Origin of the sequence: Bacillus sp. BS3(2021) (assembly GCF_021043345.1) — a bacterium.
GTDB lineage: Bacteria > Bacillota > Bacilli > Bacillales > Bacillaceae > Bacillus > Bacillus paralicheniformis.
This window is the reverse complement of sequence record NZ_JAJNDM010000005.1, coordinates 252,869-268,586: the sequence shown is the minus strand read 5'-3', so window position 1 is coordinate 268,586 and position 15,718 is coordinate 252,869. Positions and strand designations below refer to the sequence as shown.

Here is a 15,718-nt window from a genome sequence, read left to right as displayed (position 1 = left end):
AAAAACAAATTGACAAATAAAGGGCCGTACTATAAGATGGAAAATATTAATAAGATTGGAGGGTATCGTCATGTTTAGAAATATCAAAGCATCAGTTCAACAACAAAAGCACCTTAACGTGACATTTTTATACCTTCCTTACGATCAGGGCTCTGTTTCACTTTAACAATTTTCAAAAGGAAGGCGCATGTCGCGTGAACAAGCGTACATGCGCCTTTTTATATGAAAAAAGGCATGCTGGTACACAGTGTGCCTTTTTTTTCTGAGAAAAAACATTCTGTTCCCGATGCGGAGCAGCATGTTTTTCTAATAAATAAACCGCACATAAGGAGGAATTTTTTATGCCGAGTATCAGAAAAAACGAAATCAAAGATTGTAAGGAAAAACTTGAAGGCGGCTAAAAAAGGAGAGGATATTAGATGTTTTCTGTTTTATGGAAGCTGGGCTGGTTTTTTAAAGCCTCTTGGCGGCGCTACACGATAGCAGTCGTCCTATTGATTATTGTAAACGTATTGGAAATGTTTCCGCCGAAGCTGCTTGGCAACGCGATTGACGACATGCAGGCAGGCACTTTTTCAAAGGCCGGCATGCTCGGCTATATCGGTTTATTTCTCGCGCTTGGCGCAGTTGTTTATATCTTGTCCTATTATTGGATGTATCAGCTGTTTGGGGGAGCGAACCTGGTCGAAAAAATCCTCAGATCCAAGCTGATGGGCCATTTGCTGAAAATGACCCCGTCTTTTTACGAGAAAAACCGTACAGGGGATTTGATGGCGAGGGCGACAAATGATTTAAAAGCGATTTCCATGACGGCGGGCTTCGGCATTTTGACCTTGGTCGATTCGACGATGTATATGCTGACGATTCTTTTGACGATGGGTTTTTTGATCAGCTGGAAGCTGACGCTTGCTTCGATCATTCCCCTTCCGCTGATGGCGGCTGCCATCAGCATCTACGGGAAAAAAATTCATGAGCGTTTCACGGAAGCGCAGGATGCGTTTGGCGCTTTAAATGATCGAGTGCTCGAGTCCGTGTCAGGGGTAAGGGTGATCCGGGCCTATGTACAGGAGAAAAATGATGTCAGCCGGTTTAACAGCATGACGGCTGATGTGTACAAGAAAAATATGAAAGTCGCTTTGATCGATTCGCTGTTCGAACCGACGGTGAAGTTTTTGGTCGGGATCAGCTATTTAATCGGTCTTGGCTACGGCGCCTATCTTGTTTTCCGCAGCCAGCTGACATTGGGTGAACTCGTCTCTTTCAACGTGTACCTCGGCATGCTGATCTGGCCGATGTTTGCGATCGGAGAACTGATCAATGTCATGCAGAGGGGAAATGCTTCGCTTGACAGAGTAAATGAAACATTGGCATATGAGCCTGATGTGAGAGAGCCCGCCGAACCTGAAGCAGCGGAACCGGGCGATATTGTGTTTGACGGGGTCGCTTTTACGTACCCGAGCTCCGCGTCGGAAAACCTGGCCGATATTTCATTTACCGTATTAGAAGGACAGACGGTCGGAGTCGTCGGAAAGACGGGAAGCGGCAAAACGACGTTAGTCAAGCAGCTGCTGAGGCAGTACCCGAAAGGAAAAGGAACGATCACCATTTCGGGTGTGCCGATTGACCGCCTGCCGCTTGATCAGCTTCGCAGCTGGATCGGGTATGTGCCTCAGGACCACGTGTTGTTTTCAAAATCGGTGAAAGACAATATTTTGTTCGGCGGACGACTCGCCGAGGAACGCGATTTATACGATGTCATCTCTGCAGCACATCTGAAAAAGGATATTGAGATGCTTTCAGACGGTTTGGAGACAATGGTCGGAGAGAAGGGCGTCGCTTTATCCGGGGGGCAGAAACAAAGGATTTCAATTGCGAGAGCGATGATTGCGGAGCCCCATATTTTGATCTTGGATGATTCGCTGTCCGCCGTCGATGCGAAAACGGAAGCGGCGATTATTGAAAACATCCGCAGCAGGCGGAAAGGCAAAACGACCTTTATTACATCACATCGGATGTCGGCCGTCGAACACGCCGATTTCATTCTCGTCATGGAAAATGGAAGGATCGTTGAAAGAGGGACGCATCAGGAACTGATCAGCCGGAAAGGCTGGTATTTTGAACAATACGAAGCACAGCAGCTTCCTTCGGGAGAAGAAGGGGGGACTGTAGCATGACAACAGGAAAAAGGCTTTTCCAATATGCGCTTCTTTACAAAAAAATTCTCATCTGGGCGCTCGTCATGCTGACGATTGCCGTCACAGCCGAGCTGACGGGACCGATGATCGCCAAAAAGATGATCGACGATCATATTCTCGGAATTGAAAAAACGTGGTATGAAACGACAGAGGAGACGAAATATACCGTTTCCTATAAAGGAAAGGAATATATCAGGGAGGACAGGACAGACTCTTCAGCTGAAAAGCTGCAGGAAGTTCACATCTTTCAAGTCGGCATGAACTACTACTTTGTGGAGGAACCGGTTTCCTTTGACGGAGAGCGGACGGTATCCGGAGAAGAGCTGAGAATGACAAGCGGAGACCGGACGGAAACCTACAAGGCCGATCGCCTGTCTTTGTCAGAAGTGTATGCTTTTTACGAGCCTGAAATAGGAGGGCTGATTTCACTCGTTTCTATTTATTTCGGCCTTCTCGTCTTCTCGATCTTTTTCCATTACGGCCAATTCTACCTCTTGCAGATGAGCGCAAACCGCATCATTCAAAAGATGAGGCAGGATGTATTCGCCAACATTCAAAGGCTACCTATCCGCTATTTTGATAATTTGCCGGCAGGAAAAATCGTTGCAAGGGTGACGAATGATACCGAAGCGATCCGCGACCTGTATGTGACCGTTCTTTCGACGTTTGTCACAAATATCATTTATATGGCCGGAATATTCGCCGCGCTGTTTTTCCTTGATGTCAGGCTGGCCGGCGTCTGTCTGTTGATTTTGCCCCTGATTGTCATTTGGGCGGCCGTTTATCGAAAATTCGCTTCTGGCTACAATCATAAACTCAGGTCAATCAACAGCGAGATCAACGCCAAAATGAATGAATCGATTCAAGGCATGCCGATTATTCAGGCATTCCGTCGCGGACAGGACACAAAAGAAGAATTTGAACAGCTGAACGAGAGCCACTTTCATTACCAAAATAAAATGCTGAAATTGAATTCGCTTATGTCCCACAACTTGGTCAACATTCTCAGAAATGTGATGTTCACCGCTTTAATCTGGTATTTCGGGGGAGCTGCCCTGAACGCGGAAGGAATGATTTCAATCGGCGTCCTTTATGCATTCGTTGATTACTTGAATCGTTTATTTCAGCCGATTACGGGCATTGTCAACCAGTTTGCCAAGCTTGAATTGGCTCGCGTATCATCGGAGCGGGTTTTCCGCCTGCTGGATGAGCCAGGCGTCGACGTCAAAGAGCCGGGCAGCGAAAGAGCGCGGGGGCGAGTCGTATTTGAAGATGTATCTTTTCGCTATCATGACGGTGAAGATGTGCTGAAAAACATCTCATTTGAAGCGAAGCAAGGGGAGACCGTTGCATTGGTCGGCCATACAGGCTCAGGAAAAAGCTCCATTTTAAATGTACTTTTCCGCTTTTACGATATTGAAAAGGGCGATGTCAAAATCGACGGCAGAAGCATATACGATATGTCAAGGCAGGAAATCAGAAAGCAGATGGGCATCGTTCTCCAGGATCCTTACTTATTTTCCGGCACGATTGCTTCAAATGTCAGCCTTGACAATGCTGATTTGACCAGAGATCAAATAGAAGCCGCCTTGAAACAGGTTGGGGCACTTGAAATGCTCGCCCGCCTGCCGAAAGGTCTTGATGAGCCGGTCATCGAAAAAGGAAGCACCCTTTCGTCAGGGGAAAGACAGCTGATCTCGTTTGCGCGTGCGCTGGCATATGATCCGGCTATTCTTATTTTAGACGAGGCAACGGCCCATATCGATACGGAAACAGAAGCGGTCATTCAAAAAGCGCTTGATGTTGTTAAACAAGGGCGCACGACCTTTATCATCGCCCACAGGCTGTCAACGATCAAAAACGCCGACCAGATTCTCGTTCTTGAAAAAGGCCGGATTATCGAAAGGGGAAATCATGAAGAGCTGATGAAGCAAAAAGGACAATACTATCAAATGTATGAACTGCAAAAGGGAAAAGGAGCCCTGACAGGGTAAGCCGGATCTTCACCCGGCTTTAATAAGCAAGCCCCACCCTTGCCTTGACAAACTGGTCTGATTCAAGCTGTTTGAAAAGAAAATGGGCGGTGTCGCCGGTCGATATTTCTTTTCCGCCGTCCGGCAGAACATCCTGTTCAAAACGGTATGTCTTCAATGCCGGCCCGTCGGGGAGATATGTCGGGCAGACGATCGTCCAATCCAATTCAGACTCGCGGAGACGTTCGTACACACGGGCATGTTCTTGCGCTGCGCGCGCCGAGCGCCGTTTTGATTCGTTTGTTTCAAAGCGGTAAAGGTCCGGGTTCTGCCTCGCGTTTAAAATACCGGCCGTTCCGATGGTAATCAGCCGTTTAATCCGATGTGCGTTCATGGCATTTATCATATGTTCGATGGAGACGGTCAATGTATCGTCTCCATCTGTGTTTAAACAGCTGACAACGATATCCGAATCTTTTATTAAAGACTCGACGTCATGCTGGTTCCTAGCGTTCCCTGTAAGCGCTTGGCAGCATTTATCCGGAATGCGGGCGCCTTCCGTCCTCCTAACAAGTGCGTAAACGGAATAACGCCCATCCTCTTCAACAAAATTGAGAAAGGCCTGTCCGACACGGCCTGTACCTCCAAAAAGCGCAATTTTCAACATAATCACTCCCATCGGATCTATCATACGTCAGATCGTCCGGAAGAAAAAGCCCCGCGAAAGCAAAAAGTTCCATGATAAGGGTGGACATTTGAGACATACTCATTCAATAGAGAAATCCCGACAAATTGAATCAATTCCCAATTGATGCTCAACATCAGCTGCATGCCGACTCCTCCTTTATATCAGCATATGAAAAAAGGAGAAGCGGGTGCGGGCTTTCATAAGATATGCCAGAGGTGCGGGCCGCCGCCCCGGCAATGAATGTGAAAGTTTGTCGACACGCTAAAGAAGGTGCAGGATATGCACCTTCTGTTATCCATGAATATGAAGTTGTTTAAAATTGTTGACCGCCCATAGATGCTTGAGCTTGGGAAACTAAACGTTTTGTAATTTCTCCGCCGACAGAACCGTTTGCACGGGAAGTCGTGTCAGCGCCGAGGTTTACGCCGAATTCAGAAGCAATTTCGAATTTCATTTGTTCGATCGCTTGAGCTGCTCCTGGGACAACCAGTTGATTTGAAGAATTTTGATTAGCCATTTGTATCAAACTCCTTTATAAAAATGGTATGGTTGGGCTGACTGGAGTTGCACCAGCTGCCGGCTTTCACCAAAAGAAAACCGCTGCCTTCTCGGCTAAAGCCCAATGTTGGTTTGTACTACGTATTATGGTGGATTCGATAAAATAAATGCGTGCTTCAATCTGGTAAATGTTGAAAGGCGAAAAGGCCGGGAATGGGGCAAGCTAAGGAAAAAAGCAGGAGGATGAAGCAGATGATGTGTCCAGTGTGCAATGGGATTCTCGTCCAGACAAGGCATTGTCCGAAGTGCGGCGGGGAAATGGCGGACGCGGGGAGAGCAACCGATTTTTTCGGTCCGTACAGTCCGTATATGGAGTTTGATTCATTTAAACAAACGCAAACCGTATGCGTTCATTTATATACTTGCCAGGACTGTACTTATGAAGAAACCGTTGAAATTGAAACGACCGAAGCATAGCAGCACGGAGGGCCGCAGCATGCTTCGGTCATGGAAAGTGTTTAAATCCGCTATTCTTCAGAACGGATGCGAAGCTCCGTTTCTTTATCAAAGAAGTGGGCTTTATTCATGTCAAGCGCAAGAGGGAGCGTATCGCCGGCCTGGACGTCGGTTCTTGAATCGACTCTGGCGATGAACGGCTGCGTGCCGGCTTGCGAATAAAGCATCGTTTCGGCGCCCATCAGCTCAGCTACCTCAATTTTCGCATCGATTTTTGAGTCTTTTGACGCTTCAATGAAAACAGGCTCGTCATGGATATCCTCAGGTCTGATTCCCATGATGATTTCCTTGCCGGCATAGCCCTGGCTGCGCAGAACTTTCATTTTTCCTTCCGGCACGCGAACCGAAACGCCGTCAAATGTAAACAAGTCTTCTTTTAGAGTGCCGGTGAAAAAGTTCATTGCGGGAGAACCGATAAAGCCGCCGACAAACACGTTTTCCGGATTTTCATAGACTTCCTTCGGCGCGCCGACCTGCTGGATGATTCCGTCTTTCATGACGACGAGCCGCGTAGCCATCGTCATCGCTTCAGTCTGGTCGTGGGTGACATAGATGGTCGTCGTCTGCAGGCGCTGATGAAGCTTTGTGATTTCGGCGCGCATTTGTACGCGCAATTTGGCATCAAGGTTTGATAATGGTTCATCCATCAGAAACACCTTTGCGTCCCGAACGATTGCCCGGCCTAAGGCAACGCGCTGGCGCTGTCCGCCGGAAAGCGCTTTTGGCTTTCTGTCCAAATATTGTTCAAGGCCCAGAATTTTGGCCGCTTCATGGACGCGCCGTTTGATTTCATCCTTCGGAAACTTCCTCAGCTTTAAGCCGAAAGCCATATTGTCATAGACGTTCATGTGCGGATAAAGGGCATAGTTTTGGAATACCATCGCAATGTCGCGGTCCTTGGGAGCGACATCATTCATCCGTTTCCCGTCGATTGTGAATTCGCCATCCGTAATTTCCTCAAGTCCTGCGATCATTCTGAGCGTTGTCGACTTGCCGCAGCCTGACGGTCCGACAAAGACGATAAATTCCTTATCATCGATATGAAGATTAAAATTATCCACAGCCGTGACTTTGTTGTCATACACTTTGTATATCCGATCGAGCACGAGTTCCGCCATTTTTTCTCCCCCTCTTTTATGTAAGCGCTTTATCTGGTCTTAGTTTATAAAAAACGGCAGGTCGGTGTAAATGGACATGGTGCACAATTTCTTTTCGTGCAAGTTGCTAAAGCCGCTAAAGGAGATACATCATCAAATAAACAGCGGCTGCTTCTTCAAACTGTCTGATGTCAATCCCGGTCCGTTCGATGAATTTATCAATTCTGTACTGCAGGCTGTTTCGGTGGATAAACAAACGTTTTGCTGTAAGAGAGGCATTCAGGTTGCATCTCATATACGTTTTGATGGTCAGGGATGTCTCGGGATCAGACAGCGCCTCTCTTACGGCGTCCGAAAACGAAGAAGCATGAACCCGCTCGGGTTTTGCCGTCAAAAAAGACGGGAGACACTGGCAAAACGTGGCGACGTTTCCGATGTCACCCGCTTCCAGCATATAATGAAACATTTGTTTTTCAAAGCGGATTTTGCCTTGAAGCGATCCGTTGACTGGATGAAGCTGGCCGCTGAAAAACACAGGGTTTGCCATGAAATCGCTTGTCAGTGCATGCGCAAGCTCGGACAGCTCTTTTTTGGCGAGAAACGGCGAAGGATTTTCGTGGACGATGACAGCTTCGTGCTGGTCGTACCATACCACAAGCGGGTCTTTAAAAAAGCCGCTGACCGCTTCTTTGATCGCCTGTCTTTCTTCAGGTACATGCTCCATTTTAAAAAAATGTCCTTGCATCAGCTGAATGTTCCCCGGGTTTGGAAGGGGGGCATTGCGAAAAAAATATTGATGCCATTCTTTCTCCCGCTTTGTCAGCTGCTGTTCGGGACGCGGTTCTGAGAAAGGCCGGAACAGGCAATGGAGCAGCTCTTTTTCCCGGTCGGTGACCGCGTTTTTCAAAACGCCGAAGGTCTCGCCTTCGTCCGTTTGAAACCATAATGCATCGTGTTTTGAAACAGCCTCAGATACAATCATCCGTTCACCGTAAAGCGTCTTTAATTTCTCCAGCATACGACAACGTCCTTTTCTTTATTCGTAAATATGGAAGAGCATTAATTCATGAATTTCGCTTTTCAGGGAAGGCTCGTCATCGTGCGGGGGATAGGTGCTGCCCCACTCGATTTCCCCTGATTTATGATAGATTCCTTCATAGTGAATCCCTTTATGATAAAACGATATTTTCCAGCCGGGAAGCCTTTCTTTTTTAAACAGCGGCTTCCATTGAAAATGAGAAATCATAAACGCCACGCTCCTTCATTGATTTCAGGTGGGTCAAATCCAGCGAGCTGTCTACACGTTGATTTGTTATCATTGTATCTCATTCACAGAAAAGATCATAGATTCTTTTCAAGTGGAGCTTTTTCAAAAAAATACCGTGAAGAAGCAGGTTCTTCACGGCTTGAGGTCATGCCACATGTCCTCCGGATTAAGGATGGACTGTTCAGTTAAATAAGAAGCATATTCGAAGCTTCTTTTCTTCGTTAAGCTGCTGACAGATGCCAGACGGGGATGGGAGAAGATCCCCCTGCCGGGCCGGGAATTGGCTTCAAACAGCCACACTTTTCCCGAACGGTCCAATCCGAGGTCAAAGCCGATTTCCCCGATGAAACCGTCAAGCTTTTCGTCAAGGACCCGGCTGAGGAGGAGCGCCGCTTTTGTCAGTTTTTGCAGAGTGTGAAGCCTTTCCTGAGGATCATCATATAGCTCTGCAAGCGTTTTGACGGCACCGCCGCTCGACATGTGGGTTGTAATTCCGTCTTTTCCAGCGATTTTGACCGCGATGGCTGTGACGGTCCATTGGCCTTTTCCGTTTTTGTTTGTATGAACCCTGAAGTCTGCCGGATGATGATCCACTTCGATCCGTTCGATGCCCTGCTGGGCGAGATAAGAAGTATGTTTGTGCAGTCTCTGCCATTCATCTAAACATTCAGCAGCGGACGAATAAGATGTGACGCCTTCGGCATGTCTGGCGAGAATTCCGTTTTCTTCCCGTTTTGAAAGCTGGAGTATGCCTTTGCCCAAACTGCCGCCGGCGGGCTTTACATAAATGAAGCCGTATTGACCGATCATGTCTTCGATTTTACCGGCATCGGGCTCCAATGCCGAAAATGGAAGCAATTCCGCTGTCCTCTCGTCTTGCTGCAGACATTTATAGATCTCCCATTTGTTAAAGAAGCCCGGGTTGAACCACGGAATCCGGTATTCATCCATAAGGCGGGTTTTTGTTTCCCGCAGAGCGGCGGATTCTTCCGCTTTGCGGTTCGGCAGTCTGTCGTAAACGACGTTGGGAAGGGGGACTGTGGCCTCCTCCCAGCCGTTTTCCCTGAAAATGAGAGCCTGCACTGTACCTTCTTCCCAATCTATCTGGTGCGCTCCGAACAGATAGCTGTAGCCTCCTGCCGGGAGATCCATCGTCAAAAGCTTCGAAAAAAATAAAGACCTCCCTCTGACAGGGTCCAGCTGCGATTTTGTAAAACCGGCCGTGAAAATCCCGATTAAAGGTCCGATATAGACGGTATTGTCGCGGAAAATCAGGGAGGCTTTGCCGCGGTACGGAATCCGCAGGTTTTTGTACAGATTTTCAGATAATAAAACGGTGCGCTTCAAATGGCTGTCAAATGAGACGTGGCAACGTTCAACACTTGTACCGAAAGCCGCGAATAACAAACCGTCCTGTTTAAAAGAAGCGGGCAGGAGCATCGTGTTTTCGCTCGTCTGGTGGATGCCGACGGTCAGCGGTTGACCGGTCATCTTTTCTCAGCCCCTTTCGCGCCGGCTGAAGCCGTTAAGAATGAGCAGTACTCCAAAGGACCTTTATACAAAAGCTCCCTTTTTTCAGGAGAGTGCTTAATAAAAGCGTGCTTTCCGGGCTTTGAATTGACATCCAGAAGCCAGACTTTTCCGTCTTTCGTCAGGCAGATATCAAGGCCGAGCTCGAATAATGGTCCGTGATTTGATTCAAGCACCAGGGGTACGGCCTGCGCCATTGTCTCTAAATCATCGAGAAGGACGGCCTGGCGCTTTTTCGGCACGGATAAAAGCCAGCTGTCAAAGCTCACCGCCTCTGAGCCCCCGGCCAGGTTTGCAAGCAGTCCGTGCTGATAGCTCCGCCTTACCGTTTTGCCGGCTGTTTCCCATTCTCCACTGCCGTTTTTCTGAAGCAGCAGCCTGATATCGCACGGAAAACCGTCTTTGTCTTGAATATCGAGGAACGATTGCAGCAAATAGCGGTGCTGAAGAACTTTCTGACACCACGTTTCAAATGAAGCCTGTTTCGAAAATGACTTCAGCTGTTTGTGTTTTCCGGTTTGGTAGGCGGCCTTGACCGTTTTTCCCGTAAGCTCGAGGTGAATGATGCCGCGGCCTCCTGATCCGGATGCAGGCTTCAAGATGCACGCTTTTTCTTTTGCAAGCTTGCGCAGGATATCCTGGGCGTTTTCTGCAATCGATGTGGCAGGAAGGTAGGACTTGATGACGGGATCGGCATTCAATGCTTTGAAAACCGTCCATTTGTCAGGAAGTCCGAGTCCTAAAAATGTTGTTTTAGGATACTTTTTGAGCCATTCGACAATCGGTTTTGCTTTTTTCGATTGCTGATCTCTGCCGTAAAAGCAGCGGTCATAGATCAATTCCGGGATTTCTCTTTCAATTTCATTCCACTGTCCTGACTTCGGGTGAAAGGAGAGCCCTTTCACAAGCAGGGAACCGGGAGAAATATCCAGGGGCGTGAAACGGATAAACCGGATTCCATAGTCCGAAGCCATTTTGGCCAGTTCTTCGGCATAGGCTTTTTCATGTTCGTGCGACAGCGACATAAATCCAAGCGTCATCATGATTATACCTCCTTCATGAAAAACAAGGCTTAACAGGCTGAGACTGTCAAACTTCGGGCAAACTTTAATATATAGACTTCTGTTTCATGATACGCTTGAGATTGCAGAAATAGGCTTTTGTAAATTGGAAATGATTAAAAATTTTAGAGCGCCCTTCATACAATTGCCATCTGACCCATTGTATTTTGAAGCGGCTTGCTCCATTCCGTTATTTGCCCGTCTTTTATTCAGCTACTATAATAACGTTAGGCAAGACGGTGAGGATCGACCATAAGGCCCACGCTGTGCAGCTAAGATGTCAGGTAAAAAGGAAGGCAGTTGAAAAGAACATGTATGTATTTGGGGTTTTTGCCGTTATGATTGCAGTCGGTGCACTTATCGGCGCTGTAACGAACCATTTTGCGATTAAAATGCTTTTTCGCCCATATAAAGCGGTCTACATATTTGGAAAGAGGGTTCCTTTTACACCCGGATTAATTCCGAAAAGGCGCGATGAATTGGCGAGACAGATGGGACAGATGGTCACAGGCCATCTGCTGACAACAGAAGGGATCAAAAAAAGGCTTGCATCCGATGCGGTTAAAAGCCAGGCGGTGCAGGTTGGGGAGCGGATCTTGGCGCACTTCTCGCAATCAACGGCCACCGTTGAAGAAGCATTGGAAAGCATCGGAATTTCAAATCCCGCCCAAAAAGCGGATCGGGCGGTATCCAGATGGACGGATGAGAAGCTGTCCGCATTGTTAGAGGCACATGAAAATGAACCGCTCAAAGAGCTTATCCCTCTTGAGGCCCAGAAAAAGCTGAAAGAGAAAATTCCGATGGTGTCCGGCTATATTTTAAGCCGGGCTGTCACCTACTTTGAAAGCGGCGAAGGAAAGGAACGCCTCGGACATATGATTGACGATTTTTTGAAAGAACGGGGCATGCTCGGCAGCATGGTGCAGATGTTTTTAGGCAACAGCAGTCTGGTTGACCGCGTTCAGCCGGAGATTGTGAAGTTTTTAAAGAACGGCGAGACCGCGCGTCTTTTAACGGATCTGCTTGAAAACGAATGGGACAAGCTGAAAGAATATACGTTCAAGGAAGCGGATGACAAATGGAATCTCAAATCTCTCATTTTCGATTTGAAGGAAAAGCTTTTGAAACGATTCTCGTTTCAGCCGTTTTTCGAAAAAACGATTGGCTCCTCTATTGCCAGTGTTGAGCGGGAGATCGCTTTGCGCCTGCCGCAGATCGCCGACCGGCTTCTCGAAGAGGCGGGCCGCCGCCTGGATCAAGTGCTCAAGCAGCTGGAGCTCGAGCAAATCGTCAAGGAACAGGTGGACAACTTCCCTGTTGAACGTCTTGAAGAAATGGTGCTGTCCATTTCCAAGCGGGAGTTCAAAATGATCACGTATTTAGGCGGTCTGCTTGGCGGAATTATCGGAGCCGTGCAAGCCATCTTTGTGATTTTGATCTGAGGCTGAAGACGGCCTGTTCAAACGGAATTATCGTATAACTGTGAAAAACGCTCCATAGTTTGTTATAGTGGAGTGGTGCCGATTCCATAAGAAGAATACAGGCAGGAAAGGAGCGGATTAGGATGACGGTCAATTTACATGACTCGGCTTATGACTTGGGGCAAGCCTTGCGACAAAGCGATGAATATTCCCGATTGAAAAATCTTTATGATGAGGTGAATGGCGACCCATCTGCTAAAAAGATGTTTGATAACTTTCGCGATATTCAAATGAACCTTCAGCAAAAACAGATGAACGGCGAAGACATCACACAGGAAGAAGTCGAACAAGCGCAAAAATCCGTGGCGCTCGTCCAGCAGCATGATAAAATCTCGCAGCTGATGGAAGCGGAACAGCGGATGAGCATGCTGATTGCTGAATTAAACAAAATCATCATGAAGCCTTTGGAAGAGCTTTACGGAAACCCAGAGAGCTGATAAAAAATCCCCCCTTGTCAAGGCAAGAGGGGATTTTTTCACTAAGTGAACAAATAACGTTCATAAAGATTTAAAAAAAGACTTGTCAATTCATGAAATAGTTGCGATAATATTAAATGTAAGTGCTTTCATTTTTTGCCGGGATACGATCATGAAAAACGGACTGGCGGCAAAATGATAAGGGGTATAGAGGAAATTAACAGACTGAAAGCACGTCTGCTGGTCAAATAAAGGGGTTATCAATATACGGTGAATTGAACGAAAGGGGCGTTGAATTCACTGTTTTGAATATGAGGGAGAATCATGATCGTATCCACAAGATGCGAAGTAAAAAGTCTGTGAAAACAGGCTTTTTTAGTATGTGCATCAAGAGGGCTGTTCTAAAAAAAAGGATCGGGACATATCCTCTATAACAGATTCAGTCATCAAAGAAGGGGGACCTCCTGGTGTCAAAACAAATGCTTGCGCTGAATATAGACGGAACGCTGCTTCGGACAAACGGACGGCTTCATCCCGCAACGAAGGAAGCGATCGAATATGCAAAGAAGAAAGGTGTATATGTTACGCTTGTGACGAACAGACATTTTCGCTCCGCTCAAAAAATCGCCAAATCTTTAAAGCTGGATACGAAGCTGATTACGCACAGCGGAGCCATCATAGCGGACAAAATCGACGATCCTTTATTAGAAAAAAGGATTTCCGAAGAACAGACATTTAACCTTGTTCAAATACTGGAAAGCTATGATTGCAATATCAGAATCCTCCATGAAAAATATTCGATTGGAAACCGGAAAAAAACGAATTCAAACCTGCTGGGGAAAACGATGATTCACCCGTCTGACCCGATTTTTTATCCCGTCCAGTTTGTCGATTCGCTGAGCGACATGCTGATGGATGAACCGGTCAGCGCACCGGTGATCGAGGTTTATTGCTCAACAGGACAGTCCGAAGAAATCAGGCAGACGATCACAAATGCATTTCCTCTCGTCGACATCATTGGAGCGGGGGAAAAAATGCTGATTGTCCATAAAGGGGTTTCCAAAGAAGCAGGCTTGACGATGCTCGCCGCCGACCTCGGTCTAAAAATGGAAGATGTCGTTGCGATCGGCCATGAAATCGACGACCTCCCGATGATCGAGCTTGCCGGACTCGGAGTCGCAATGGGCAATGCTCCTCAGAAAGTCAAACAAAAAGCGGATTGGGTGACGCGCTCCAATGATGAACAGGGCGTCGCTTATATGATTAAAGAATACTTCAGAATGCAGCAAAGCAAAGGGTTTCTTAAAAAATTCCATATTAAAAAAGTCTGATTCTGATAGAATCCCCGCTTTCAACTCGAATGCGGGGATTATTCATTCATCACTGCCACGTAGGAATGTTTGTTTCCCGGATTGATTTTGGCCATTTATTTTTGTACACTAAAGAAAGTTTTGAAACGAAAAAGGTGATGACATTGCGCATTTATATAGAAGGGCTCCAAGATGAAAGGTTCCAGAGACCGCTTGAGCATATAGCCAACTTATTCTTTGAAGAAAGCGAAGTCGCTTTTGGCGAAGAAGCGCCGGCAGACCTTGCGATCGTTCTCGGCTACGACCGGGAAGAGAACGGCGTCAAGGCTTCGGGTATGATAAAAGATACGGACATTAGAGCGGAATATGCAAAAAACATTGACCCCAAACTGACGGAAAAGGAAGCGTTTAAGCAGGTGAAAAATACCGTTTCCTACGTTTTTTTGAGCATGCTTCAGGAGCATACCGGAATCATTCAGAAATGGGGGATTCTCACCGGTGTTCGTCCGACAAAGCTGCTTCATAAAAAGCTGGAGAGCGGCATGCCAAAGGAAGAGGCACATGCCGAGCTGAAACGGGATTATTTAATTCACGACGAAAAAATCGAACTGATGCAAAACATCATTGACCGTCAGCTGAAAGCGGTACCCGATTTGTATGAGCTGAGTCAAGAAGTCAGCATTTACATCGGCATCCCGTTTTGTCCGACGAAGTGCGCCTACTGTACGTTTCCGGCGTATGCGATCAGAGGACAAGCCGGACGGGTCGGCTCATTTTTGTGGGGGCTTCACTATGAGATGCAAAAAATCGGCGAATGGCTCAAGGAGAACGATGTCAGAATAACGACCGTGTATTTCGGCGGCGGAACGCCGACAAGCATTACCGCTGAAGAAATGGATCTATTGTATGAAGAAATGTACCGTTCATTTCCCGATGTAAAAAACATCCGCGAGGTCACAGTTGAGGCTGGACGGCCCGATACGATCACAGAGGAAAAGCTCGCAGTCTTAAAAAAATGGAACATCGACCGAATCAGCATTAATCCCCAGTCTTACGAGAATGAAACGCTGAAAGCGATCGGACGCCACCATACGGTCGAAGAAACGATCGAAAAGTATCATCTGTCGCGAAATGCCGGCATGTCGAACATCAATATGGATTTAATCATCGGCCTTCCGGGCGAAGGGGTAAAAGAATTCAGAAACTCTCTTTCCGAAACCGAAAAATTAATGCCCGAATCATTGACCGTCCATACGCTGTCATTTAAGCGCGCGTCTGAAATGACGAAAAACAAACATAAGTATAAGGTGGCTGACCGCGAGGAGATTGTTGCGATGATGGATGACGCTGTCTCGTGGACGAAACAGCACGGCTACCATCCCTACTATTTGTACAGGCAGAAAAACATTCTCGGCAACCTGGAGAATATAGGCTATTCCCTTCCCGGCCAGGAAAGCATCTATAACATCATGATCATGGAGGAAAAACAGACGATTATTGGGATCGGCTGCGGAGCTGCGAGCAAATTCGTCGATCCGGAAACGGGAAAGATCACACACTTCTCCAACCCGAAAGACCCGAAAACGTACAATGACAGATTTGAACACTATACAAACGAAAAAATCCGCTACTTGTCTGAGCTTTTTCAGAAGGAGGCAAAAAGCGGTTCTCAACAGGAATAGAAGC

General features: G+C 47.1%; 15 protein-coding genes. 7 read left to right on the top strand and 8 right to left on the bottom strand.

Annotation, left to right across the window (positions count from 1 at the left end):
• Nucleotides 1–419: 419 nt before the first annotated feature.
• Both LQ247_RS13390 and LQ247_RS13385 read left to right on the top strand, forming a co-directional pair.
• Complete coding sequence (locus LQ247_RS13390) at nucleotides 420–2,174, top strand: ABC transporter ATP-binding protein (protein ID WP_079289317.1); 1,755 nt, start codon at nucleotides 420–422, stop codon at nucleotides 2,172–2,174.
• Nucleotides 2,171–4,189 (top strand): ABC transporter ATP-binding protein, encoded by a 2,019-nt coding sequence (locus tag LQ247_RS13385; protein ID WP_231006150.1) that lies wholly within the window; start codon nucleotides 2,171–2,173, stop codon nucleotides 4,187–4,189. The genes LQ247_RS13390 and LQ247_RS13385 overlap by 4 nt, the downstream gene beginning before the upstream one ends.
• A gap of 19 nt (nucleotides 4,190–4,208) precedes the next feature.
• On the opposite strand, the gene LQ247_RS13380 is transcribed toward LQ247_RS13385, so the two are convergent.
• The 3 genes from LQ247_RS13380 to LQ247_RS13370 all read right to left on the bottom strand — a co-directional run bounded on the left by LQ247_RS13380 (nucleotide 4,209) and on the right by LQ247_RS13370 (nucleotide 5,373).
• A complete protein-coding gene (locus LQ247_RS13380; protein ID WP_025811778.1) occupies nucleotides 4,209–4,832 on the bottom strand; it encodes an NAD(P)-dependent oxidoreductase in 624 nt (207 codons plus the stop codon).
• A 23-nt stretch (nucleotides 4,833–4,855) separates the two neighbouring features.
• Complete coding sequence (locus tag LQ247_RS13375) at nucleotides 4,856–4,999, bottom strand: hypothetical protein (RefSeq protein WP_023856545.1); 144 nt, start codon at nucleotides 4,997–4,999, stop codon at nucleotides 4,856–4,858.
• Between the two features lie 170 nt (nucleotides 5,000–5,169).
• Nucleotides 5,170–5,373: an alpha/beta-type small acid-soluble spore protein gene (locus LQ247_RS13370; RefSeq protein WP_020450770.1), complete on the bottom strand. Its 204-nt coding sequence runs from the start codon at nucleotides 5,371–5,373 to the stop codon at nucleotides 5,170–5,172.
• A gap of 233 nt (nucleotides 5,374–5,606) precedes the next feature.
• On the opposite strand from LQ247_RS13370, the gene LQ247_RS13365 reads away from it, so the two are divergent.
• Nucleotides 5,607–5,831, top strand: a complete 225-nt coding sequence (locus LQ247_RS13365) for a hypothetical protein (protein WP_020450771.1) — start codon at nucleotides 5,607–5,609, stop codon at nucleotides 5,829–5,831.
• Between the two features lie 50 nt (nucleotides 5,832–5,881).
• On the opposite strand, the gene LQ247_RS13360 is transcribed toward LQ247_RS13365, so the two are convergent.
• The 5 genes from LQ247_RS13360 to LQ247_RS13340 all read right to left on the bottom strand — a co-directional run bounded on the left by LQ247_RS13360 (nucleotide 5,882) and on the right by LQ247_RS13340 (nucleotide 10,807).
• Nucleotides 5,882–6,988 carry an ABC transporter ATP-binding protein gene (locus tag LQ247_RS13360; RefSeq protein WP_023856547.1) on the bottom strand — a complete coding sequence of 369 codons (1,107 nt, stop codon included), beginning with the start codon at nucleotides 6,986–6,988 and terminating at the stop codon, nucleotides 5,882–5,884.
• Nucleotides 6,989–7,103: 115 nt separating this feature from the next.
• Nucleotides 7,104–7,985 (bottom strand): helix-turn-helix domain-containing protein, encoded by an 882-nt coding sequence (locus tag LQ247_RS13355; protein WP_105979109.1) that lies wholly within the window; start codon nucleotides 7,983–7,985, stop codon nucleotides 7,104–7,106.
• Between the two features lie 18 nt (nucleotides 7,986–8,003).
• Nucleotides 8,004–8,222: a YheE family protein gene (locus LQ247_RS13350; protein ID WP_171866274.1), complete on the bottom strand. Its 219-nt coding sequence runs from the start codon at nucleotides 8,220–8,222 to the stop codon at nucleotides 8,004–8,006.
• 144 nt (nucleotides 8,223–8,366) lie between these two features.
• Complete coding sequence (locus LQ247_RS13345; protein ID WP_026579967.1) at nucleotides 8,367–9,725, bottom strand: YheC/YheD family endospore coat-associated protein; 1,359 nt, start codon at nucleotides 9,723–9,725, stop codon at nucleotides 8,367–8,369.
• Nucleotides 9,722–10,807, bottom strand: a complete 1,086-nt coding sequence (locus LQ247_RS13340; RefSeq protein WP_020450775.1) for a YheC/YheD family endospore coat-associated protein — start codon at nucleotides 10,805–10,807, stop codon at nucleotides 9,722–9,724. The genes LQ247_RS13345 and LQ247_RS13340 overlap by 4 nt, the downstream gene beginning before the upstream one ends.
• A gap of 329 nt (nucleotides 10,808–11,136) precedes the next feature.
• Between LQ247_RS13340 and LQ247_RS13335 the strand changes: the two genes are divergently transcribed.
• The 4 genes from LQ247_RS13335 (at nucleotide 11,137) to LQ247_RS13320 (ending at nucleotide 15,714) form a co-directional block, all read left to right on the top strand.
• The gene (locus LQ247_RS13335) at nucleotides 11,137–12,267 is read left to right on the top strand and encodes a DUF445 domain-containing protein (RefSeq protein WP_105979108.1); all 1,131 of its coding nucleotides are present in this window, start codon (nucleotides 11,137–11,139) and stop codon (nucleotides 12,265–12,267) included.
• A gap of 122 nt (nucleotides 12,268–12,389) precedes the next feature.
• A complete protein-coding gene (locus LQ247_RS13330; RefSeq protein WP_016886435.1) occupies nucleotides 12,390–12,743 on the top strand; it encodes a YlbF family regulator in 354 nt (117 codons plus the stop codon).
• Between the two features lie 446 nt (nucleotides 12,744–13,189).
• Complete coding sequence (locus tag LQ247_RS13325) at nucleotides 13,190–14,053, top strand: Cof-type HAD-IIB family hydrolase (protein WP_016886434.1); 864 nt, start codon at nucleotides 13,190–13,192, stop codon at nucleotides 14,051–14,053.
• Nucleotides 14,054–14,196: 143 nt separating this feature from the next.
• Nucleotides 14,197–15,714 carry a coproporphyrinogen III oxidase gene (locus tag LQ247_RS13320; RefSeq protein ID WP_103749107.1) on the top strand — a complete coding sequence of 506 codons (1,518 nt, stop codon included), beginning with the start codon at nucleotides 14,197–14,199 and terminating at the stop codon, nucleotides 15,712–15,714.
• The last annotated feature ends 4 nt before the right edge of the window (nucleotides 15,715–15,718 follow it).

Bases quoted from the DNA above. Each gene is read 5' to 3' on its own strand.
- LQ247_RS13340 (WP_020450775.1), bottom strand. From the start codon at position 10,807: ATGATGACGCTTGGATTTATGTCGCTGTCGCACGAACATGAAAAAGCC.
- LQ247_RS13390 (WP_079289317.1), top strand. From the start codon at position 420: ATGTTTTCTGTTTTATGGAAGCTGGGCTGGTTTTTTAAAGCCTCTTGG.
- LQ247_RS13375 (WP_023856545.1), bottom strand. From the start codon at position 4,999: ATGCAGCTGATGTTGAGCATCAATTGGGAATTGATTCAATTTGTCGGG.
- LQ247_RS13330 (WP_016886435.1), top strand. From the start codon at position 12,390: ATGACGGTCAATTTACATGACTCGGCTTATGACTTGGGGCAAGCCTTG.
- LQ247_RS13365 (WP_020450771.1), top strand. From the start codon at position 5,607: ATGATGTGTCCAGTGTGCAATGGGATTCTCGTCCAGACAAGGCATTGT.
- LQ247_RS13355 (WP_105979109.1), bottom strand. From the start codon at position 7,985: ATGCTGGAGAAATTAAAGACGCTTTACGGTGAACGGATGATTGTATCT.
- LQ247_RS13360 (WP_023856547.1), bottom strand. From the start codon at position 6,988: ATGGCGGAACTCGTGCTCGATCGGATATACAAAGTGTATGACAACAAA.
- LQ247_RS13385 (WP_231006150.1), top strand. From the start codon at position 2,171: ATGACAACAGGAAAAAGGCTTTTCCAATATGCGCTTCTTTACAAAAAA.
- LQ247_RS13335 (WP_105979108.1), top strand. From the start codon at position 11,137: ATGTATGTATTTGGGGTTTTTGCCGTTATGATTGCAGTCGGTGCACTT.
- LQ247_RS13345 (WP_026579967.1), bottom strand. From the start codon at position 9,725: ATGACCGGTCAACCGCTGACCGTCGGCATCCACCAGACGAGCGAAAAC.
- LQ247_RS13370 (WP_020450770.1), bottom strand. From the start codon at position 5,373: ATGGCTAATCAAAATTCTTCAAATCAACTGGTTGTCCCAGGAGCAGCT.